General features: G+C 41.9%; 18 protein-coding genes. 10 read left to right on the plus strand and 8 right to left on the minus strand.

From position 1 onward, the window contains the following. Nucleotides 1-217 precede the first annotated feature (217 nt). Both V7K76_RS03685 and lepA read right to left on the minus strand, forming a co-directional pair. Nucleotides 218-1405, minus strand: a complete 1188-nt coding sequence (locus tag V7K76_RS03685) for a glycosyltransferase family 4 protein (protein ID WP_334774420.1) — start codon at nucleotides 1403-1405, stop codon at nucleotides 218-220. A gap of 677 nt (nucleotides 1406-2082) precedes the next feature. Continuing rightward, the gene (gene lepA / locus V7K76_RS03690; protein WP_179068671.1) at nucleotides 2083-3894 is read right to left on the minus strand and encodes a translation elongation factor 4; all 1812 of its coding nucleotides are present in this window, start codon (nucleotides 3892-3894) and stop codon (nucleotides 2083-2085) included. Between the two features lie 576 nt (nucleotides 3895-4470). On the opposite strand from lepA, the gene V7K76_RS03695 reads away from it, so the two are divergent. Continuing rightward, complete coding sequence (locus V7K76_RS03695) at nucleotides 4471-4707, plus strand: hypothetical protein (RefSeq protein WP_179068670.1); 237 nt, start codon at nucleotides 4471-4473, stop codon at nucleotides 4705-4707. Nucleotides 4708-4879: 172 nt separating this feature from the next. Further along, the gene (locus tag V7K76_RS03700; RefSeq protein ID WP_334774421.1) at nucleotides 4880-6637 is read left to right on the plus strand and encodes a sensor histidine kinase; all 1758 of its coding nucleotides are present in this window, start codon (nucleotides 4880-4882) and stop codon (nucleotides 6635-6637) included. A 106-nt stretch (nucleotides 6638-6743) separates the two neighbouring features. Here V7K76_RS03700 and V7K76_RS03705 read toward each other — a convergent pair whose 3' ends face one another. Together V7K76_RS03705 and V7K76_RS03710 are read right to left on the minus strand one after the other, a co-directional pair. After that, a complete protein-coding gene (locus V7K76_RS03705; RefSeq protein WP_334774422.1) occupies nucleotides 6744-7622 on the minus strand; it encodes an Rpn family recombination-promoting nuclease/putative transposase in 879 nt (292 codons plus the stop codon). A 34-nt stretch (nucleotides 7623-7656) separates the two neighbouring features. Beyond that, on the minus strand, nucleotides 7657-7797 hold the full coding sequence (locus V7K76_RS03710) for a hypothetical protein (RefSeq protein WP_334774423.1): 141 nt from the start codon (nucleotides 7795-7797) through the stop codon (nucleotides 7657-7659). Nucleotides 7798-8105: 308 nt separating this feature from the next. Between V7K76_RS03710 and V7K76_RS03715 the strand changes: the two genes are divergently transcribed. Together V7K76_RS03715 and V7K76_RS03720 are read left to right on the plus strand one after the other, a co-directional pair. Further along, nucleotides 8106-8336 (plus strand): NifU family protein, encoded by a 231-nt coding sequence (locus V7K76_RS03715; RefSeq protein ID WP_012408256.1) that lies wholly within the window; start codon nucleotides 8106-8108, stop codon nucleotides 8334-8336. A gap of 116 nt (nucleotides 8337-8452) precedes the next feature. Continuing rightward, nucleotides 8453-10687, plus strand: coding sequence for a glycoside hydrolase (locus V7K76_RS03720; protein ID WP_334774424.1), 2235 nt, complete (start codon nucleotides 8453-8455; stop codon nucleotides 10685-10687). A 370-nt stretch (nucleotides 10688-11057) separates the two neighbouring features. On the opposite strand, the gene V7K76_RS03725 is transcribed toward V7K76_RS03720, so the two are convergent. Beyond that, complete coding sequence (locus V7K76_RS03725; protein WP_334774425.1) at nucleotides 11058-13244, minus strand: hybrid sensor histidine kinase/response regulator; 2187 nt, start codon at nucleotides 13242-13244, stop codon at nucleotides 11058-11060. 433 nt (nucleotides 13245-13677) lie between these two features. Between V7K76_RS03725 and argB the strand changes: the two genes are divergently transcribed. The 5 genes from argB (at nucleotide 13678) to V7K76_RS03750 (ending at nucleotide 17188) form a co-directional block, all read left to right on the plus strand. Next, nucleotides 13678-14574: an acetylglutamate kinase gene (gene argB / locus V7K76_RS03730; RefSeq protein ID WP_334774426.1), complete on the plus strand. Its 897-nt coding sequence runs from the start codon at nucleotides 13678-13680 to the stop codon at nucleotides 14572-14574. Nucleotides 14575-14665: 91 nt separating this feature from the next. Next, nucleotides 14666-15208 carry a tetratricopeptide repeat protein gene (locus tag V7K76_RS03735; protein WP_334774427.1) on the plus strand — a complete coding sequence of 181 codons (543 nt, stop codon included), beginning with the start codon at nucleotides 14666-14668 and terminating at the stop codon, nucleotides 15206-15208. A 209-nt stretch (nucleotides 15209-15417) separates the two neighbouring features. Continuing rightward, nucleotides 15418-16305, plus strand: a complete 888-nt coding sequence (locus V7K76_RS03740) for a DUF3153 domain-containing protein (RefSeq protein ID WP_334774428.1) — start codon at nucleotides 15418-15420, stop codon at nucleotides 16303-16305. An 82-nt stretch (nucleotides 16306-16387) separates the two neighbouring features. After that, a complete protein-coding gene (gene pyrE, locus V7K76_RS03745; RefSeq protein ID WP_334774429.1) occupies nucleotides 16388-16912 on the plus strand; it encodes an orotate phosphoribosyltransferase in 525 nt (174 codons plus the stop codon). A 114-nt stretch (nucleotides 16913-17026) separates the two neighbouring features. Continuing rightward, nucleotides 17027-17188 carry a hypothetical protein gene (locus V7K76_RS03750; protein WP_334774430.1) on the plus strand — a complete coding sequence of 54 codons (162 nt, stop codon included), beginning with the start codon at nucleotides 17027-17029 and terminating at the stop codon, nucleotides 17186-17188. A gap of 144 nt (nucleotides 17189-17332) precedes the next feature. Here the strand turns inward: V7K76_RS03750 and V7K76_RS03755 are convergent, their stop codons facing one another. From V7K76_RS03755 to V7K76_RS03765, 3 genes are all read right to left on the minus strand, one after another. Further along, nucleotides 17333-17815 (minus strand): hypothetical protein, encoded by a 483-nt coding sequence (locus V7K76_RS03755; RefSeq protein WP_334774431.1) that lies wholly within the window; start codon nucleotides 17813-17815, stop codon nucleotides 17333-17335. Nucleotides 17816-17925: 110 nt separating this feature from the next. After that, entirely contained in the window at nucleotides 17926-18822 is an 897-nt protein-coding gene (locus V7K76_RS03760; RefSeq protein ID WP_334774432.1) for an undecaprenyl-diphosphate phosphatase, read from the minus strand. A 267-nt stretch (nucleotides 18823-19089) separates the two neighbouring features. Continuing rightward, nucleotides 19090-20478, minus strand: coding sequence for an LCP family protein (locus V7K76_RS03765; RefSeq protein ID WP_334774433.1), 1389 nt, complete (start codon nucleotides 20476-20478; stop codon nucleotides 19090-19092). Between the two features lie 528 nt (nucleotides 20479-21006). Here V7K76_RS03765 and V7K76_RS03770 point away from each other — a divergent pair. Next, nucleotides 21007-21948: a hypothetical protein gene (locus tag V7K76_RS03770; protein ID WP_334774434.1), complete on the plus strand. Its 942-nt coding sequence runs from the start codon at nucleotides 21007-21009 to the stop codon at nucleotides 21946-21948. Nucleotides 21949-22017 lie beyond the last annotated feature (69 nt).

A 22017-nucleotide genomic window follows, 5' to 3' on the forward strand; every position in this document is an offset into this window, starting at 1 on the left:
ACAAATTACAGCAGTGCCTCTTGTGGAATTATCAAAAGCTGATTAGGAATTTATGCAGGCTTTAACAAAGTTTACATTTCTTCACTTACAGTAGTTTGCAAGTAAATGAGGTACAAAATGCTGGACTCCAGATTCAGATATAAACAGTTTCTATCTCCTGTCTCAAAATCAGTAGCTTTTGTACTCCATGCAAAAGAAAACTGCTGTACTTGATTGATTACCAAGCTATTTGCGATCGCTCTTGCACAACTTGCTGATAAACTCGATCGGTTTGCTTGGCTAACTTTGGCCAGCTAAAGCGCCGTTCTAAATCTTCATAAGCGTTATCTACCAGCCATTGGCGATAACCTGGATTTTTCAACACTTCCAAAATTCCCCAAGCTAAAGAATCGGGATTGTTCACCCAAGTTACAATGCCTGTTTTGGTATGTTGCACTACTTCTGGAAAACCACCAGTATCAGAAACTACTACAGGAACACGAGAAGCAAAGCTTTCTAAAGCCACAATTCCAAAGGGTTCGTAAAGACTTGGAAAAACCGCGCAGTCAGCGACAGTTTGAAATTTATCTAAGTATTCATCGGAGAGAAAACCGGTAAAATAGCAATGATGCCAAATTCCTAAATCCCAGGCTTGACGTTTGAGATGGTCAGTATTGCCGCCACCAACGATCACAAATTTAACATTACCTACCATTTCTGAAAGTATCTTAGGTGCGGCATTGAGCAATATAGGCACACCTTTTTCGTAGGTCATGCGACCGAGGTAGTAAACGATTTTCTCATTGTCTGTGGCAAATTGGCGGCGAAAATCTAGAGCGTGAAAATCTATGTGATGCTGTTTCTTTTCGGCTCGGATACCGTTATAAATGACATCAATTTTGTCCCAAGGACTATGTAGCGCTCGTTCTACTTCTTGGCGCATATAGTTGCTACAAACAATAATTCGCCAAGCGTTGTAAGCCAACAAGGTTTCTTTGCCATTTATATAGCCTTGGATGTCTGTGTGAATACCGTTATAGCGTCCGTATTCTGTAGCATGAATTGTGGCAATTAGTGGTATTTTAAAATTATGCTTCAGAGCGATCGCAGCGTCTCCGACTAACCAATCATGGGCATGAATTAAGTCAAAGGGCCCTTCCTCCAAAATTAACTTACCACCATGATCTCCCATACTCAGGTTGAGATTGACTACCCAGTGGAAAAAGTCGTTACTATGTGCTACTGGCACTCGATGTACTTTTACTCCCTCAACTACCTCATACATCGATGCCTGACCAAACTCTGTTGTAATCAGGTGGATTTCATGTCCTAGCTTTACCAACTCCGGGTACAATTCCGCTACATGCCGCGCAATTCCCCCAATAATCCTTGGTGGAAACTCCCAACTCAATACCAGTATCTTCATCTACTAGACTCCCCGACGCTTTACAAATATCTAATATCTAAACAACTACATTTACCTAAAAATACAGGTCTAGTGAATGCAGTGAGTACTTTTACTAAAATTTTCAGATTTTTTAACAGTGATTTCATTAAAGGTTATCAACGGTAAGGCGATCGCACACGCGAGACTGAGCATGGGGAATGGCTAAGTCGCGGATTGCTTCTCCAATTGATGAATGTTGAAGAAGAATACAGAATTCAGAATTCAGAATTCAGAATTCAGAATAACAAAATTTGGTGGGGGACTGAAAATAGTAGATTTAGACGCTCTTGCTAGTACAGCACGGCGTAAATAAACAGACCATTTAAAATAGCGTAAGAAGCTCGGAATACAATTCTTTTGACTTCCGCCTTGCGGTACTAGTGGTGTATCGCATTAAATTTGAGGGATAAAAGAACGAACCGCATTCGCGCAGCGTCTCGTTAGAGAAGGACGCAAAGAGCGCAAAGGAAGAAGGAAAGAAGAGAAATTGAAATTTGATTCATCTATCATAATTAATGCAATAGACCACTAGCTTGCTTCTTTGCAGGAGTACGCGGACTCGCTTTGGTAGCGATATCCGCCACTCAGACTCAAATTCATTCTGTTAGCGGTAGCGGGGCGTTTAGCCCATTCTGAATTCTGACTCCTGACTCCTATTAGTTTTGATCTAACCGCAGTACTGCCATAAAGGCTTCCTGGGGTACATCTACAGTCCCTACAGATTTCATCCGCTTTTTACCTTTTGCTTGCTTCTGCAAAAGTTTCTTCTTCCGACTGATGTCACCACCGTAGCATTTGGCGAGTACATCTTTCCGCAAAGCCGGGATATGTTCGCTGGCAATAACTTTACTACCAATAGATGCCTGAATTGGCACTTTGAATTGATGACGGGGAATTAATTCCTTGAGTTTTTCTGCCATTGCCCGCCCGACGTTGTAAGCTTTATCTCGATGCACAATCATCGCCAAGGAATCCACGGGATCGCCGTTAATCATGATATCCAGCTTCACCAAAGGATTTTCACGGTAGCCGATGATGTGATATTCCATACTGGCATAACCGCGCGATCGCGATTTCATCTGATCGAAAAAGTCAGTTACAACTTCCGCCAAAGGTAACTCATAAGTAAGTGTGGTTCGTCCTTGGGTGAGATATTTCATATCTTTGAAGATGCCACGGCGATTTTGTGACAGTTCCATCAAGCTGCCAACATAAGTTTCCGGCGTAATCATCTCTACTTGGACGTAGGGTTCTTCAATTCTTTCGCGATCGTTGGGAGAAGGTAAGCGGCTAGGATTATCGATGTACAGTTCCTCACCTTTGAGGGTAATCACCTTATAAACCACCGAGGGGGCTGTAATGATTAAATCTAGGTTATACTCTCGCTCTAAGCGTTCCTGAACGATTTCCATGTGCAGCAAACCCAAGAACCCACAACGGAAGCCAAAACCCATCGCACTAGAAGTTTCTGGTTCGTAGTGCAGCGCTGCATCATTGAGTTCCAGCTTTTCCAAGGCTTCCCGCAAATCTTCAAATTGATCGGCATCAATGGGGAACATTCCGCAAAAAACCATTGGGTTCGCTTCTGCGTAACCTGGTAAGGGTGACTCTGCTTTCGCCTTACTGAGGGTAATTGTGTCTCCTACCCGTGCATCAGCTACAGCTTTAATTGCCGCTCCCAAATAGCCTACTTCCCCGGCGTGCAGTTCATCAACTTGCTTTTGAGTGGGAGAAAGAACACCCAACTCATCAATTTCAAATTCTTTACCGGATGCCATTAAATGGATGCGATCGCCTTTTTTAACTGTGCCATCCATCACCCGGAAATAGACAATTACTCCCCGATAACTGTCATAATAGCTATCAAAAATTAACGCTCGTAAGCGTTCATTTATTGTATTGGGCGGTGGCGGTATCCGTTCAACAACTGCTTCTAAAATCTCATCAATCCCAATTCCTTCTTTAGCAGAAGCCAGAATTGCACCACTACAATCTAGACCGATAATTTCTTCAATTTCGCCAATTACCCGTTCTGGTTCAGCCCCCGGCAAATCGATTTTATTCAAAACCGGAATAATTTCCAGGTTACTCTCTAACGCTAAATATACATTCGCCAAAGTTTGCGCTTCCACACCTTGGGACGCATCTACTACCAATAGCGCTCCTTCACAAGCAACAAGAGAGCGAGAAACTTCATACGAGAAATCCACATGTCCCGGAGTGTCAATTAAATTCAGTACATACTGCTGACCATCCTTAGCTGTGTAATTCATCCGGGCAGCTTGCAGCTTAATCGTAATGCCGCGCTCCCGTTCCAGATCCATGTTATCGAGAAACTGTTCCTTCATCTGTCGGTCTTCAACAGTGCCAGTAGCTTGTAGCAAGCGATCGGCGAGGGTTGATTTCCCGTGGTCGATGTGAGCAATAATACAAAAATTGCGAATGCGAACTGCGGGAACGTCAGTCATATACTATCTTTGCCTTAGCAGCAACCAAAGTTAAAAGGGCAATTTACTTAATGTATTTTAATGCTTTCTTAGCCAAGACGCTTCGCTTTTAGTGCTGAGTTCCGAGTGCTGAGTGCTGAGTTAGGAGTTAAAAGTTAAGAGTTATTATTCTTCCCCTGCCTCCCCTGCCTCCCCTGCCCCTCTTGCCCTCTTCACCCCATCTTTAACTTTCGATCTCAATAGGTGGACTTTTAAGAATATTATGAAAGTCTATTTGTCGTTGCTAGTATTCAACAGCTAGGAGCGTACAATAAATGTAAATAAGTACATGTAGGGATCATGTAGCGATCGCGAGCAATTGCAACCTGTAATTGCTCAGAATCACTGATTTATCAGCAAAACATCTATTGTCAATTGTCTAGTCAGTTATATGAAAAATGCGATTTGAAACTTTAAGCTGTTACTTTGGTGCTATTTCAGGGAACTATTTAACTGTGCCCTTAAAGATTTTTCAGTAAATTAGCCCAAATGATGAGTATAACTACTTTACAAAGCTTTAGACAAAACCAATTCAGAGAATTCAGAGTATATAAACCTATGAATATGCAAGAAAAAACTACCGAAGCGGGAAACACACAAACCGATAAGGTAGAAATTGCTGTCCGCTTGGACTCAGAGTTACTAGAGCAAATTCAGCATCTTACGAATGACCCAAGTAAGGTGATTGAAGTGGCGATTCGCCAATGGTTGCGCGGTGAAATCCTCAGAGATGATGAACTAACGCGCACACCTGTGCGTACTCCTGTTCCTCCTCGCGGTGAATGGAACGATTGACGCCATTAGTCAACTGTCAATGCAAGTCAAAAAAGTAAAGTTTGCCAATTTGGTTTCCAGAAGGCCAAAAAATACCCAACCAAACACAAAAAAGCTGTAAAAATTTATGTATAAATTTGAGCGGCTTTAGTAAAATTACGGTCGGACACCCTTTGTCTATCCAACTCAATTAATGACTATTACTGCCAATTCCCAATTGCCGAATGTATTTTCCCAAAATCTGGAATCTATTACCAGTAAGACTGACGGCTTATTACCAACTCTAGGAGCCGAGTTGGTTTATACGCAAGATGGGGCAGGGCGCTATCTGACCTTTTGTTGGCAGTACAGCGAACTTCTGGGGTTAAATACTGAAAAAATAGTTGAGGCTCTGAACCAGACTCAAACCTTTGCCCCGGTGGATAAGGTTAGTTATTTGGAACGATTGCACCGAATTTTGACAAATTTAGTCCCAGAAAGGTTTCAGTGCTGGTTTAGCTACCACCAGGAATTATTTGAGTTGGACTTAGTGATTAGTCCAATTATGCCGAGTTTGGGAACCACTGCCACTACAGTTTTAGTGATGGGACGCTTAGTGCAAGCGACACTCAACAAAAAACAAGCGCGTGTGGCATCAAAAACACCCACACAGATAGAGTTGGCTTTACGTTCACAGCAACACCAAAAACTGGTAAATCGCATTACCAGAAATATTCGCCGGACATTAGATTTAAATATTATTTGGCAGCAAACAGTTGACAGTTTGGGGAAAGCACTGCGACTAGAACGCTGCATTATTTGTCCTTATCAGCCCTCAAGCTCAAAAGTGCAAGTGAAGGCTGAGTATCGCCAGCCAGACCTCAAATCAATGCTTGGCTCAGACATAGATATAGCTTCTGAGGCTGCCTTTGCTCAAGCCTTGGCAACTCTAGAACCAGTTGTGATGGAAGTGGCTGGATATATGGGGTCTGGGAGGCAGAAAACTTTGGTGGTTGCCACTTGCTATCAAGACCAAGCTAATGGATTGATTGCCTTGAATTGGCAGGATGAATGCTATACATTAACAGAATCAGAATTAGAACTAGCCAAAGAAGCAGCAGATCAATTGGGAACTGCGATCGCACATGCTACTTTATATGAAGAATTAGAAATAGCACGTCAAAAAGCCGAAGAAGCTTCCCGCCTCAAAAGTGAGTTTCTGGCCAATGTATCCCATGAAATTCGTACCCCCCTCAATGGCATGATTGGCTTCTTAAAGCTGATTTTGGAAGGGATGGCAGATGACCCAGAAGAACAAAACCAGTTTTTAGCAGAAGCTCATCACTTATCGATACATTTGCTGAATATCATCAACGACATTTTGGACATTGCCAAAATCGAAGCCGGCAAAATGGAGCTAGCTTATGCTCCAGTCAAACTAGATGAGCTATTCAGTGATGTCGAAAGTTTCATGCGTCCTCAAGCAGAAATGAGAAAACTCAGCTTTCGGATGCAAATGCCTGCTACTTCCGATGAAATCATTGTCCAAAGCAACTACCAAAGGTTACTACAAGTGATGCTCAATTTGGTAGGTAATGCGATCAAATTTACCCATGAGGGTGGTGTCACCGTCAGCGCCGATTTAGTACTCAAAAAGGCGAATTTTCAAGATCAGCAATTTCCTGGTATGGTGAGAGTACGCGTAGCAGACACCGGTATCGGTGTTTCTTTAGACAAACAAGATAAACTATTTCAATTATTCTCTCAAGTGGATGGCTCTCGCACTCGCCAGTACGGCGGCACAGGTTTAGGACTGGCAATATCCCAGAAGCTAGTAGAGGCAATGGGCGGCGAGGTACATTTTTATAGTTTGGGTGAAGGACTTGGCTCAACAGTCACATTCACCGTGCCACTATATCAACAACCAGTTATGGTTTCGTCTAATGATAGCGACTCAGAATGTATAGGTTAGAGGCTCTTTGATAACCAGGTTTCGTAAATCCTTTTACAGATAATGAAATCAGACAAATTAAAATAATTCGTAATTCGTAATTTGTAATTTGCTTGGTCTAGGGGAGTTATGATCGCACTTCTAACCAAGCCTGTAAATCAGCCACGCTGGTAAAATCTAACAGTGCTTCGCTCAAATCTTCTAGAACAGGCAAAGGTAAACTAGAAACTGAGGAGCGTATTTCCTCAGAGAATTCCTGCCTAAATCGTTTAGTCAACTGACGAATTACAAGATTAGCTGCCTCTTCTTGTCGTCCTTCAGAGCGCCCTTCGGAGCGTCCTTCGGAGCGTCCTTCTTCCTTGATTTCTCGATAAACTCGCGTTTGCTGTAGTGTTATACCTAACATTTGTTCTATATCCCTTTGGCTTAATTGTTCAAATTTGTACACCATTATTGTCGTGATCATCTCTATTATGACGCGACTTGCAGTTTCGGACTGTTCAACAGAAGAACGCTCAAGTAAATATCTAGCTTCTTGTAATGCTTGTTCTTCTGCTACAGTAGTTAACACCATCAGTGCTATCCATAAAGGTAATTGGCGAATATCCCCTAATTCATCCAGATACACGCGATGCACTTGGTTTCCGTTAAGCAGGGTTCGATGAGGGTGAATATCGGTTTGTTCGATACCGCGCGACGGATAAATTATAACCGCTTGCCAATCGCTAAATCTGTCACGGTTGCGATAGAAATATAAAGAAGATTCAGCAAATACCCTTTCGTAAAGCTGTTCATCCTTTTGAAACTGTACCTCACAGAAATATACAATTCCAGCGCCTACGTTTTCTGGCGGTAGAAATACTCCATCTATTTCAAATTTAGGTTCTTTAACGGCTACCGAATCAAATCGATAACCTTGTACATTTATTGGGGAATTTGTCAATAGTTCAAATAGCAAAGTGGGGGATTGTTGGAAAAGTTTGTAAAAAATTGAGTCTCGCCGCATGAACTTATTTCTCAAATCTGCGATACATTTTATTTTACGTTCTAGCGATCGCCCCTAAAGGTTGCGATGCGATCGCAAATAAACCAGTAATACCCAAAACATAGCTTGCTCCCAAGCAAGCAGTGAAGTCTACCCTTGAGGAAAATTGGACTAAACTGAATAACAGTGAAGTCAAAGTGATTACGATGGGAATCGCAGCACTACTGAGTTCAGTTACTCTAATATTAAGCTTCTAGATAAGTGTGTAATAAAAGCGCTGCGCGTGTGAAGACAAATGCCAAATGTGAATTAAACAACTGACAAACTAGCTGCAATTGCGTCTAGGATCGATTTAAGAAAGCTAGAAAATAAAATTTTGGATAATGGTTAATGAGTAACGGCGCATCTGGCACAGGGATCATTATTATTCAATCCCCAATGCCCCATGCCCCATGCCCCATTCCCAATGCCCAATGCCCATCATTAACTTACCAGGTCTAAACTATGGAACTCACAATTGACAACGTTGAAACAGTTTTAGATGAAATGCGCCCTTATCTTATGTCTGATGGCGGCAATGTGGAACTCGTAGAACTCGATGGGCCTGTTGTAAAACTACGGCTGCAAGGTGCTTGTGGTTCTTGTCCCAGTTCTGCAATGACCCTAAGAATGGGTATTGAGCGCCGTCTTAAGGAAATGATTCCCGAAATTGCAGAAATTGAGCAAGTAGTCTAGGGATTGGGGACTGGGGACTGGGGACTAGGGAAGAATGGATTTTTTCATTCATAATTTATCATTAATACCTAATCCCTAATTTGTAATCCCCAATCCCTAACTCCTAATTACTCGCTATGTCCCATCCTCTCTACATTGCTTTTATCTGGCATCAACATCAGCCGCTGTACAAATCTCCTGGCAGCGGCGTTTCGCTATCCTCGAGTCAGCACTACCGTCTACCTTGGGTACGTTTACATGGAACTAAAGATTATTTAGATTTGGTATTGCTCTTAGAACAGTATCCTAAGTTACACCAAACGGTGAATTTAGTTCCATCGCTAATATTGCAACTAGAAGATTATATTGCTGGCACTGCTTTTGACCCTTACCTTACAGCCAGTTTGACACCAGATGAACAACTCACCCAGCAACAGAGGGAATTCATCATCCAACACTTTTTCGATGCCAATCACCATACCTTAATTGATCCGCATCCCCGCTATGCCGAGTTGTACTACCAAAGGCAGGAAAAAGGGCAAGCTTGGTGTTTAGCAAATTGGGAATTGCCAGATTATGGCGATTTGCTAGCTTGGCACAATTTGGCTTGGATCGATCCGCTATTTTGGGATGATCCAGAAATTGCTGCTTGGTTAAAACAGGGACGGAATTTTACTTTAAGCGATCGCCAGCGCATTTATTCCAAGCAGCGAGAAATTCTCAGCCGGATTATCCCCCAACATCGGAAAATGCAGGAGGCGGGGCAGCTAGAAGTTACTACCACGCCTTATACTCACCCGATTTTACCCTTACTAGCTGATACTAACTCTGGGCGAGTGGCTGTGCCCAATATGACATTACCAAAGCAACGCTTTGAGTGGGCAGAAGATATCCCCCGCCACTTGCAGAAAGCTTGGAACTTTTATAAAGACCGCTTTGGACAGATTCCTCGTGGTTTGTGGCCTTCGGAACAGTCAGTAAGTCCGGCAATACTTCCGCATATTATTAACCAAGGCTTTAAGTGGATATGCTCAGATGAAGCCGTCTTAGGGTGGACGCTGAAACACTTTTTTCATCGGGATGGGGCGGGGAATGTGCAGCAACCAGAATTGTTGTACCGACCCTATCGCCTACAAACTGCTGAGGGTGACTTATCAATTGTGTTTCGTGACCACAGATTATCAGATTTGATTGGCTTTACTTATAGTACAATGCCAGCAAAAAAGGCAGCAGCGGATTTAGTGGGACATTTGCAAGCGATCGCTAAAATGCAAAGAGATAGTCAAAGCGAACAACCTTGGCTAGTTACCATTGCTTTGGATGGGGAGAATTGCTGGGAATTTTATCCCCAAGATGGCAAACCCTTCCTAGAAGCTTTATATCAAAGTTTGAGTGATGAACCCCACCTCAAACTCGTTACCGTCTCCGAATTTCTCGAAGAATTTCCAGCCACAGCCACCATCCCCGGAGGACAACTACATAGTGGTTCTTGGGTGGATGGCAGCTTTACCACCTGGATCGGCGATCCTGCCAAAAATCGTGCTTGGGATTATTTGACAGAAGCAAGAAAAATGCTGGCAAGTCATCCCGAAGCGACGGAAGAAAACAACCCCGAAGCGTGGGAAGCATTGTATGCCGCCGAGGGTTCAGACTGGTTTTGGTGGTTTGGTGCAGGACACTCGTCAAATCAAGATGCCATCTTTGACCAGTTGTTTCGAGAACATTTGTTTGGCATTTACAAAGCATTAAATGAACCTGTACCGCCCTATCTCAAGCAACCAGTGGAAAGCCACGAAGCACAGGGAAACCACACACCACAAGGGTTTATTCATCCTGTGATCGATGGTAAAGGTGATGAGCAAGATTGGGATAAAGCTGGACGTATAGAAATCGGCGGGGCGCGGGGAACGATGCACAATAGCAGCGTCATCCAGCGACTTTGGTATGGGGCCGATCACTTAAATTTCTATTTGCGGCTGGACTTTAAAAGTGGCGCTACAACAGGGCAGGATTTGCCAACAGAGTTGAATTTACTGTGGTTCTATCCAGAAAAAACAATGGTCAATAGCCCAGTCCCCTTAGCAGATGTACCAGATGCAGCCCCACTAAATTATCTTTTCCACCACCTTTTAGAAATTAACTTGCTGACGCAATCGATTCAGTTTCGGGAAGCTGGAGACAATTATCAATGGCAGCCCCGTTTTAGTCGCGCTCAAGTAGCAATAAATAGTTGTTTAGAGTTGGCAGTACCGTGGGCAGACTTGCAAGTTCCGCCAGATTATTCTCTGCGCCTGATTGTGGTACTTGCAGATGAAGGGCGTTTTTCCAATTACTTGCCAGAAAATGCTTTGATTCCTATTGAGGTGCCTTAGAACTCAATACCCTTGGTTTTACGAAATACCTATAGCATTTCCCGACAAGCGTAAGGTACACCCGTAAGGGCACGGCACTGCCCATTAGTGTCAACTTAAATAGCTGATCTGTTGGCTTCCATGCCCGCCAGGGAATAAATAAATGAGTAATGAGTAATAAATAATGAGTAATAAGTAATACTCATTACTCATTATTTATCGGACAGAATTCAGGAGCCAGAATGGGCTAAACGCCCCGCTACCGCTAACAGAATGAATTTTGTGCGACTGGCGGATAGCGCAGCGTTAGCGAGTCCGCGAGCGTCTTGATTCTGACTTCTGAATTAGACATCTCCGAAAAATAACGTAGAGACGTAGCACTGCTACGTCTCTACAAGGGTTCTGGGTAACGCATATTTAATTTCTGGAGATGTCTATTCTTCTTCAATCCCATAAGTTTAATAATGGCTGCAATTAATTCTTCTGGATTAAGAGGCTTAGGTACATGCATCTGAAACCCAGCGTTTAGCGCTTTCTGCTGGTCATCATTTCTTGCAAAGGCAGTCAAGGCAATTGCTGGAATTTGCCCACCTTGTTCTGGGGTCAAAGTTCTCACTTCATTTATTAACATATAGCCATCCATATCGGGCATACTAATATCGCTGACTAACACATCTGGCTTGATCTCTGCTAAGGTTTGTAATGCTTCATCAGCCGAAGATACTGCAATGACAAAAGCTCCATCTTGCTCTAATACAAAAGCAACAAAATCTCGTGAATCAGTATCATCATCGACAACTAAAACCCGGATACCACTGAGGGGTAAAGAGTTAGGAGCTAATAATATAGAGTCATTTTGTTCATCAGTTAGCTTTGGTATTACATCTGACAAAAGTGGCAAACTAACAGTAAATATTGCCCCTTTACCCTCACCGTGACTATCTGCTTTGACGATGCCGCCATGCATTTCGATAATATTACGCACAATTGCCAATCCTAATCCCAATCCCCCAAAATTTCTTGTAGAGGTGCTATCTGCTTGGCGGAAGTAATCAAACACATAAGGCAAAAAATCAGCGCTAATTCCTTTACCTGTATCGCTAAAAATTATTTCAGCATAGCCATCAGCTTCCTCTAATCGCACTTCTACTTTTCCTCCCTTGGGTGTAAATTTGATCGCATTAGAAAGGAGATTCCAGACGACTTGTTGCAAACGAGTCGAGTCGCCCATAATTTTTCCCACACCTGGTTCAAATGTTGTATTCACCTCAATCAACTTTGTTTCTGCTGCTAAACGCATTGTCTCTAATGCCGACAATATTGTAGATTCTAGGTTAATCTTCGTAATATTCAGCGTCAGTTTGCCCTGCAAAATCCTGGAAATATCCAGTAAATCCTCAATTAGTTGCACCTGTAAGTTGGCATTTCGCTCAATTGTGGCTAGTGCTTCCGACGTTTTTGTTTGGTCTAACCTATGGCTTTGCAATAACTTTGACCAGCCGAGAATTGCGTTTAGTGGAGTGCGTAATTCATGAGAGAGGACGGCTAAAAATTCATCTTTAATTCGATTGGCTGTTTCTGCTTTCGCTCGTGCTATTTGTTCTAATTCCAGCAGGTGCGCCCGTTCTTCAAGTATTTGTTTTTGTTCGTGGATATCTGTACATGTTCCAAACCACTTGACTACAAAACCTTGCTCATCTTTGAGCGGTAAACCTCGCGCTAATTGCCAACGATAGGAACCATCCAAAGCCCGTTTAAAGCGATATTCATGGTTATATATAGTCCTACTTTTTACAGCATCAGACCACACCTTATCAGCCTTTTGGACATCATCTGGATGCAGTGCCGCTAACCAACCAGAACCTAAGGACTGCTCTAATGTTAGTCCTGTGTAATCGCACCAATTTTGATTAAAAAAATCACATTCACCGTTAGGTTTAGTTGTCCATACAAGTTGAGGAATTGCCTCAGCTAAGTAACGGTAGCGTTCTTCGCTTTGTCGGAGAATTTCTAAAATGCGTTGACGTTCAAGAATTTCTTGTTGTAATTGCTCGTTAGTTTTAGTAATTTCATTTGTGCGAACAGCAACCATTTCTTCTAGATGATTCTGGTATTTTCGTAGTTCCTTCTCTACCCGTAAGCGTTCGGCTATTTGGGTTTGAAGTTCTTGATTTGCTTGTTCTAGTTGAGCCGGGCTAGGAAATGCCAATGCTTGGGGAACTAGATACACAAGATTTATTGCTGTAATAAAAGATATTGTGGCTGTTACTGCTTTGACAAACCCCGACACCCAATAGATGGGATGCCAAAGTGTCCAAATCTCTATTAAATGAGTAGTGCCACAAGCTACAATAAATGCAATAAATAGCAGAAAAATCCAATCGAAGGGCAAATCCTCTCGCTTACGGACAAAGTAGAATAGTGTAGCTGGAATCGAGTAATAAGCTAGTGCAATAAGCGAGTCAGATAATATGTGTAACCAAACTAAATTTGTTTGCCATAGATAGCAGTGTCCGTGTGGAATAAATGATTCTGATCTAAAAAGATTAGTCCACAATTCTGATATTATGTCTGACATAAATACTTGATTTTTGGGAATCTATAATATTTAATAATATCCTGTCTGAAGATAGGAATGAGAAGGGAGTATTCACTTTTGTAAAAACACGTTTGCGCTAGCGAATGGAATTTGCGCGCCAGTTGCTCATGGGGGAAACCCCCTTCTCTACGAGACGCTCCGCGTTCGCGGAGCGTTCCGAAGGAAAGGCGCTAGCCTCTGCCTTTGGAAGAAGACCGCGTTACCTTGTCTCTGTGGTAGCCTGCGGCAAGCCGCTCCGCATCTACGTTTCCTTGAATAATTTATTTCTTGGAAGTCCCTTAAAAATAAGTTCTTGTAAGTGATACTTATAGAAAAAGCTTATTCTGCTTTTGACAGCGATGAGACATTGTTACAGGTTACAAAGTCTTCTACACTGACTGAAATAGGTTTTAACTCTTAACGGCGGCTCCTCATGACGGACAACGATTCTGAATACATCAGGCAAACTGAAGCCACTCGTGTACGTGTACTAAGCGAAGCACTACCTTATATTCAACAATTCGCCGGTCGCACTGTTGTTGTCAAATATGGCGGCGCAGCAATGAAAGATAGCGCACTCAAAGATAAAGTTATCCGCGACATTGTATTCTTATCCTGCGTCGGTTTGCGTCCGATTGTAGTCCACGGCGGTGGCCCAGAAATTAACAGTTGGTTAGATAAGCTGGGCATCGAACCACAATTTAAGAATGGTCTGCGAGTCACTGATGCCGCCACAATGGATGTGGTGGAAATGGTTTTAGTTGGTCGAGTTAACAAAGAAATTGTCGCGCTAATTAACCAAGCTGGTGGATTGGCTGTCGGACTTTGCGGTAAAGACGGTAATCTATTTACAGCCCGTCCCCAAGGTCAAGAAGGCATCGGTTTTGTGGGGGAAGTCAGCAATGTGAATATCAAGATTTTGGACACCCTTGCTAGCAATGGCTATATTCCGGTGGTGTCCAGCGTCGCCGCAGACGAGACAGGGCAAGCTTATAACATTAATGCCGATACTGTAGCTGGAGAAATTGCTGCTGCATTAGGTGCAGAAAAGTTAATTTTACTGACCGATACCAGTGGAATTTTAAAAGATTACAAAGACCAATCTACTTTGATTCCAAAAGTAGATATCCGTGAAGCCCGCGAGTTGATTGCTAGTGGTATAGTCAGTGGTGGGATGATTCCGAAAGTGAGTTGTTGTGTGCGATCGCTTGCTCAAGGAGTCCGTGCAGCGCATATCATTGATGGTCGTATTCCTCACGCCCTATTACTAGAAATCTTTACCGATGTTGGGATTGGGACAATGATTCTCGGTTCGCAGTTTACCTCTTAGGAGTGCTTTCAGATTGCCAGCTTTTGAAAAGATTCCAAAAAGATTGCTGACATTGGCAAAATTAAAATAGTGCTGATTTTTTATAGAAAACGTGAGTACAGAAAGTTTAGAAATTGCTCAAACCCGCTATCAGAGTGGGAAATTTGCCTTTGAAAATGGGCAATACCGCGAAGCTGTAGAAAATTTAGAAAAGGCCAGCGCCCTGTTAGCTCGTAATTCTCGCCTTGGAGGCGAAGTAGAAATTCATCTGGTGACAGCTTATGAAGCGGCTGGACGCACAGATGACGCGATCGCTCTTTGCGAAAGACTCAAACGCCATCCCCATTTTGAAATCAGCAAACAAGCGCGGCAGATGCTTTACATCTTAAAAGCACCAAAGCTGAAAAGACCCAGCGAATGGATGACCCAAATTCCCGATTTAGGCGCACTACCAGATAATGAACTCAAAATTTCTATCGCTGCTAAACCTACTAAATCTTCTGTGCAGCAAAAGCCTAAACCTACGGAGCCAGAATTTGTTGACCTTAGTCAGGTCAATACCAGAGATAATCGCTTTATCTGGGTGGCGCTCATTGCTATCGGTTTAACCATCTCGTACTTGCTTTGGTTAAATTTTTCAGGAACCCCTGGCTGATAACAATTTTAGATTTTGGATTTTAGATTTTAGATTCTTTTGGTTCATGTCTCACCCACAAGGGGGTAAGGGATGAACCAAAATCCAAAATTTAAAATCTTCGAGCTTTATCCGTTTATCGGTGGGGTCAATCCAAAATCCAAGTTGCGCTGGAAGCGCACCAAAGGTGCGACCTAAAATCCAAAATATGTTGACTTTTGGGGAGATTTATGGTTCTAAATTCTTCAATTTTTGGAAAGATTTTCTTGTGGTTAATCAGACCATTCCGTTTTATATTTACACTGAATGGTCGAAATCGGATGAACCGCATCTTTCCCATGCGAAATCCTATTCTGTGGCTAGTGCTGTTAACATCACTGTTACTGACTGGTTGTGTTAAGTACGATGTAGGGCTTAACTTTGATAATTCAAATAGTGGTGAACTAGTACAGCATATTAAGTTGGGAGAACGGCTAACCAGTTTTAGCGGCGATTCTGTATATGAATGGTTAAATAGCATAGAGCGCCGCGCCCGTCAACTAGAAGGAAAAACACAGCGAGTTTCCCAAGAAGAAATCATCGTCACAATTCCTTTTAGTAGTGGTAGGGAATTGCAAGAGAAGTTCAACGAATTTTTTAACCCGCGTGCAAATCAACCCTCTGAGTCTGTGCAGAGCGAATCTAACTCAGAACTGCCGAAAATTGAATCAAACGTCCTCTTGGAGGAGAACAATTTTTTACTTTTAGTTAGAAATCGGTTAATTTATGATTTAGATTTGCGATCGCTCTCTCTAATTGCCAGTAAAGGTAACGTTCTAGCTAATGCCGGTTCCATTCTCGACTTAGAATTTAGCTTGAAGACTCCTTGGGGAGCCAAGAATATTCAACTAACTGAAACTGCGATTGAGCCAGAAAAAAATGGCAATCAATTAGTATGGAAACTCCAGCCCGGTGAGCTAAACCATATAGAAGCTGTTTTCTGGCTTCCTAGTCCCCTTGGTATTGGTGGGTTGTTAATTATCCTATTTGTATCGGGAGGATTATACTTGAGATACAATTTCATGCCAGATCCCAGAATTCAGTTTCCTCCCAAAGCAGCAGCAATTCAAGAACAGTAGACTATTCATCTGTTGAATATTGTCAGTTAAGCCGATGGAGAATGCATCGGCTTTTTTACACTTTATCCAGCTTTTTGTAAAAATGAGTCATAGCGAATTAGCCAAAGAAATTGTTCGTGTTTCCTATCTGAAAGGCGAGTTCCGGTTACGTTCTGGTCAGATATCTTCCCATTACTTTGATAAATACCAGTTTGAATCTAATCCTTTGTTACTAAAGCAATTAGCTAAAGAAATGGTAAAAAAGATTCCACCAGACATAGAAATTCTAGCAGGATTGGAACTAGGGGGAGTTCCTTTAGCGACAGCAATTTCATTAGAAGTTGAATTACCAGTTGTCTTTGTTCGGAAGACAAAAAAAGAATATGGAACTGAAAAAATAGCAGAAGGGATTAATATTCAAGGAAAAAAATTGTGTATTATTGAAGATGTTATTACAACAGGTGGTCAGGTTATAAATAGTACTGAAGCGCTGCGTAATGAGGGTGCGATCGTGGACTTCGTAATTTGCGTAATCTGGCGCGGAAGTACACAAGACAATAGTCTCGAAAAAGCTGGCATTCAAAAACTTGCTCTGTTTGATATGGAAGAACTTTCAGTGTGGATGTAACTGTCTTAGGGAACTCCAAGAAATAAATTATCCAATATTGTGGGGTATTGTGGGGTGGGCATCTTGCCCGCCCAGTCCATAGGGCGGGCGAGACGCCATTGGTGTCAACTTAACGTGAAAGCAAGTCTAGAACTAGCTTTTAGATTGCCTCGTTCCCAGTCGGAGACTGGGAATGCCGTCCTAGAGGCTCTGCCTCTTTTGCTGGCGGCAGAGCCGCCAAGAGCAGCATTTCCAGCCAGAGGCTGGAAACCAGGTTTTAAAGGAGTTTCAGCTTAAGTTGACACCAATGGCGAGACGCCCACCCCACAAGAAGTACTGGATTTTGTAGTCCTTTTGCTGCACCATTTTAATAAATGTGCAACTGCCTTAATCTCTCACCGATGCTAACCCCAGCTAAAAACAGTCAAATCGGTGAATCAACTAAAAGTTCTGGGGTGGTAGTGGTTTTCCTTGGCTCTTAGGAACATTCACTACATTTAAAGCTTTCGCAATTGCAATCACGTCATTATCTAAGCGTTTAGCTTTCTCATTACCAGGACAGCTAATGTCTTGCGACTGCTCGGCGCCTAACTTAATGGTAGTAATTGTACCAAACGAGACAGATTTTGGACAACTTTGTTGAACTGACAAATTAGATAAAGGTTCAGCAAATTTCACGTCGCTAAAAAACTTTCTTGTCAATTTTTTGGATAATTTACCTCGATTAGACCCTTTGCCATCAACATAATTAACTTCTCCAGTTGGTGATACATAAATGCGATACCCAATCGTATTGGTAGAGCCACTATTGACGATAATCGCAACGTTATTGGGTACAAGTGCCATTGCTAATTGAGACGAACAAAGTACAAAGGATACACCTACTAGTCCTAGTAATTTTTTAGAAAAAATCCGATTCATCATATAAAAAGCCTCCTCATTTATGAGTCTTGGTTATCAAACTTTTATGACCAATATTCATCTGAATAAGTTTCTTTGATTTCCTGATTTTAAACATAATCTTCACTAAAAAATCAGTTGGGTAAAAAGCCAGTAACGACACTAACCACGAGGAATATTCCCATCGCCAAACGATACCAAACAAATACCCAAGTACTGTATCTTTCTAAATAACGCAGTAAACTATAAATCGCGGCAAAAGCAGAAATACTAGCTGTAGTTAAACCAATAATTAAAGTTATCCAACCATTGACATCAAGTCCAGCTTTGAAAAGCGTATGCAGTTCTAACGCTCCTGCTAGAATCACAGCTGGCAAGCCCAGTAAAAATGAAAATCTAGCAGCAGTTTCTCGCTCCATTCCTAAGAATAATCCAGCAGTTAAGGTAGAACCAGAACGGGAAACTCCTGGAATTAAAGCTAATGCTTGAGAAATTCCTACCCAAATCCCGTCACTTAATGATAGTTGATTAAAAACGCGATCGCGTTTCCCAAATCCTTCTGCAATTCCAAGCAACAAAGACATCACAATTGATGATATTCCAACAACTATCAGGGCGCGGAAAGGAGAATTACAGCCATTGAGACTTTTTTTGAGTAAAAGACCTGCAACAGCAATGGGAATTGTACCAATCAATAATCCAATTGCTAAACGAAAATATTGGTTGCTGTAATCTTGTTCAGAAATTGCCCTAACCGTTGCACCTGTTAATTTTTTCAAATCTTGCCAAAAATAACTAATGACAGCTGCGATACTCGCTAACTGCATGGCTGCACTAAAAGCACTTCCCGGATCTTTCCATCCTAGTAATCCTGGAATAATTCGTAAATGTGCTGTGCTACTAATGGGTAATAATTCAGTAATTCCTTGTACAATTCCTAAAAAAACTATTTTTAACCAACTCAATTCTAGAAAACCTAAATCAACATCGCTAGAACAAGAGGTAGCCGATAAAAATAAAGAAAACATCATAACTTGATCAAAGGATATTGTACTCTTGAGGATAGTAAGTAGTGAATATGTAAAAATTACATCTAAAAAAACTTCTACTAATTGCTGTTTAAATAGATATTCAGCTAAGATACATCCTTCTGAAATTAAACACGTTACATTGACTTTAGTATGACAAACCTATGACGAAAGTATGACTAATTTTTCAGATTAGTATTTGCCATTAGCGTATATTTGACAACTAGGCAATTTCCAATTCAAATCTCAAGTCAAAATTCTTAAATGCTATTAGATACTTTTTCTTAGTTGCAACCAATCTTTACCTATTTGGATGCTGATATCAGAGTCGAGATTGCCAGTACTTTCCACTCGGACTTCACCTAATTCTAAAGTGTTACGAATTGATTGAGCGCTCTCACGATCTCCCTGTTGGGCAATAATCCGAGTTACCTCTAGAGGCTCACCCAAGCTTTTAGTAATATAAATATTGCTATAGCCAGCTTCTTGTAAGATTTTGATTAATGGATGCAGATTCGCATGATTGCTACCAGTGCTGTCTTGAATTGCAACTCGTAAACTAGCTGGATGCTGCGCTAATTCTGGTTTTGCTGCTGAGTCCAAATCAAAATACTGAGCCATCATCGCAGAAATATGGCTGCTGTTTGGTATCCAGTAGCTAGCATCATATTCCTTCTTTTCGCTAAAACGACCAGGTACCATTAACATCTGCATATTGGAACGAGTAGTTTGCACCATAAAACCTAACAGCGCCACTAACTCCTCCACCGTTAAGTTGGAATCGATATGTTCTTTAACTATGTCAAGAATTTTAGGCAGTTGAGTGAGTGTGGTGGGATTGAGGGTTTGGTCAGTTAAGGCACTAATCACCATTTGCTGGCGTTGAATGCGACCAATATCTCCCAACTCATCATGGCGAAAGCGCAAAAGTTGCAGCGCTTGATCTCCGTTGAGATGTTGTTTACCCGCTTTCAAATTGATGTAAAGATGCTGAGAATCATCTCGGTATTTCATATTTTTCGGTACGTAGACTGTCACACCACCCAAGGCATCGACTAACTTGCTGACTCCCAAAACGTTAATTCTGATATACCGATCAATTTCTACTCCACCCAAGAGATTACTGACTGTTGTGCTGGTTAAAGCCGGCCCACCATAAACATTGGCAGCATTAATTTTGGTTAAACCATGTCCAGACACCTCTATGCGGGTATCTCTAGGAATGGAAAGCATAATTAATTTTTTCTTTTCTGGCTCAAATCGCAGTAGAAGCATGACATCAGATAGACCCTCAAAGGAATTTAGTTCAGGCTGATATCTCAAATGTAGGCTTTCAGGAGGTGGGTTCTTAATGTCTGGGGGCAGCACACTCATCCCTAAAACTAAAATGTTTACAGGGCGACTTAATGCAGGAAATTGTAGTCCACTCCCAGTGATGCCCTCTCTATCAAACACTGCTTGCTGTTGTTGGTTTAGCTGAGTTTTCTCCAAAGGCTTGCTGCTGAAAGAAGCTGCTAACAGCATTCCGGCGATCGCTGATATCATTGCCACACCACTCATCCCTACGCAAAACCACAGCCAGCGTTCGGATGTAAGTTTTTTGGTATCTTTGTTACCCCTTTTGAAGGCTTTCGCCGAACGATTTTTTCCTGTTGGCATTCTTTTAAGATTTACTCCTTACACTAGACAATTAGGAGCATCCCAATTGTGCAAAAACCTTGATAGCCCTCATCCCCTAACCCCTTCTCCCATCTTTGGGAGAAGGGGAACTAGAATTATGTCTCCCCTCTCCCATCTTTGGGAGAGGGGATGGGGGTGAGGGAAAAGATTTAAGCAAAATTGGGATGCTCCCAGACAATTTGTGTTTCTCATTGGGGTTTAAAGCACAGAAGCTAACCTACAATAGCTCACTCTCAAATGATCTTTTAGCCAAAATATTCTCTGATTTTGAAGTAATAGCAACTAACACTTTTAATAAAATACCTACAAATTAACTTATGTCAATGACATTTTTGTGACTAATATATGGCACTTGTATGACGCTTAATAAAAAGTAATTAATCTGTTGAAATTATGTAAATAAAAGTATTTATCACTTCCGTAATAAATCCTTCTGTAATTTCTGGAATCCGTTTATATTGGATTGGAGAAAATATTATTAATCTGATCGCAAACACCGATTTTTATATGCCAGTTACATCTACTGATAATCCTCATGCCTTGCTCTATGGTTTAGCCAATGGGTCAGTCAAACCGCTCGAAGATGATGAAGCGATCGCAGCCAACAAGACCTTGGCACTACAATTACAGTCTAGACTTCAAGATTTTTGGCTCTTAAGTTCACCTGATGGAGCTTGGGGGCCCAAATCCGCTAGGGCGCTAAATGCTTACAAACATTTTCAAAATCTCAGTGAGCCAGGAATAAATTCCCATATTGCTGCTAGCCTGCTCAATACCAATCCGACTTACTTAATACCAGGATTTAAACTCAACGGCGACTGGCCAAGTCGAACCGTGATGTGGTTGAGCTTACATAATCAACATATTAGTACTAACGGTAATGATGGAGAAATCAACATCGTTTATTTCCGGGGATTAGACCTTAATGGCCAGTGGAATGGTAATGCACCATTTGTCTGGAATGACCGACGTTGTGTATTAGTAATCAAAGACCAAGTTCCCAGTTTTGCGGGTAATTGGTTAGGCACTTGTGACCCAGGAGAATATTACTGGGAGAATCCGATGAATGACAAAGGTTGTGCGGATATTCAGGCATGGCAATACCAAGCTTGGAGCGTCGGTCATCACCACGGTAGCACCGGAGACCAATTGGCTCTAGTACAAACTGGAGATATTATAGTGTTGCGTGGCCCTGAGCGCTTACCTGATAAGGGTAATAACTTTAGCGTCGATCAACACACAACTAATAATCCAGATGGAGATAGCCCTGGTGAGCCAGTCAAAGGTTGGTCTGCTGGATGCATGGTGGGAGCTAGTGCCAATGAACATTACGACGAGTTTATGTCTTTGGTGCAAGCAGACCCACGGGAAAAGAATGCCCCCGGAAAATATCAGCATTGGACAACAGTGATTAATGGCAATGAATTTCTAGATATTTTTCCTGCTTAAATCCTGACCGAACAAGGTAAAAGTAAAAAGTTAAAAGGCAAAAGAAAGAAAAATAAAAATGGTTACAAA

Source organism: Nostoc sp., from assembly GCF_036917975.1.
GTDB lineage: Bacteria > Cyanobacteriota > Cyanobacteriia > Cyanobacteriales > Nostocaceae > Nostoc.

Bases quoted from the DNA above. Each gene is read 5' to 3' on its own strand.
- V7K76_RS03695 (WP_179068670.1), top strand. From the start codon at position 4,471: ATGAATATGCAAGAAAAAACTACCGAAGCGGGAAACACACAAACCGAT.
- V7K76_RS03740 (WP_334774428.1), top strand. From the start codon at position 15,418: ATGGTTCTAAATTCTTCAATTTTTGGAAAGATTTTCTTGTGGTTAATC.
- V7K76_RS03715 (WP_012408256.1), top strand. From the start codon at position 8,106: ATGGAACTCACAATTGACAACGTTGAAACAGTTTTAGATGAAATGCGC.
- V7K76_RS03765 (WP_334774433.1), bottom strand. From the start codon at position 20,478: ATGCCAACAGGAAAAAATCGTTCGGCGAAAGCCTTCAAAAGGGGTAAC.
- V7K76_RS03725 (WP_334774425.1), bottom strand. From the start codon at position 13,244: ATGTCAGACATAATATCAGAATTGTGGACTAATCTTTTTAGATCAGAA.
- V7K76_RS03685 (WP_334774420.1), bottom strand. From the start codon at position 1,405: ATGAAGATACTGGTATTGAGTTGGGAGTTTCCACCAAGGATTATTGGG.
- pyrE (WP_334774429.1), top strand. From the start codon at position 16,388: ATGAGTCATAGCGAATTAGCCAAAGAAATTGTTCGTGTTTCCTATCTG.
- V7K76_RS03755 (WP_334774431.1), bottom strand. From the start codon at position 17,815: ATGATGAATCGGATTTTTTCTAAAAAATTACTAGGACTAGTAGGTGTA.
- V7K76_RS03720 (WP_334774424.1), top strand. From the start codon at position 8,453: ATGTCCCATCCTCTCTACATTGCTTTTATCTGGCATCAACATCAGCCG.
- V7K76_RS03700 (WP_334774421.1), top strand. From the start codon at position 4,880: ATGACTATTACTGCCAATTCCCAATTGCCGAATGTATTTTCCCAAAAT.
- V7K76_RS03770 (WP_334774434.1), top strand. From the start codon at position 21,007: ATGCCAGTTACATCTACTGATAATCCTCATGCCTTGCTCTATGGTTTA.
- lepA (WP_179068671.1), bottom strand. From the start codon at position 3,894: ATGACTGACGTTCCCGCAGTTCGCATTCGCAATTTTTGTATTATTGCT.
- argB (WP_334774426.1), top strand. From the start codon at position 13,678: ATGACGGACAACGATTCTGAATACATCAGGCAAACTGAAGCCACTCGT.
- V7K76_RS03705 (WP_334774422.1), bottom strand. From the start codon at position 7,622: ATGCGGCGAGACTCAATTTTTTACAAACTTTTCCAACAATCCCCCACT.
- V7K76_RS03760 (WP_334774432.1), bottom strand. From the start codon at position 18,822: ATGATGTTTTCTTTATTTTTATCGGCTACCTCTTGTTCTAGCGATGTT.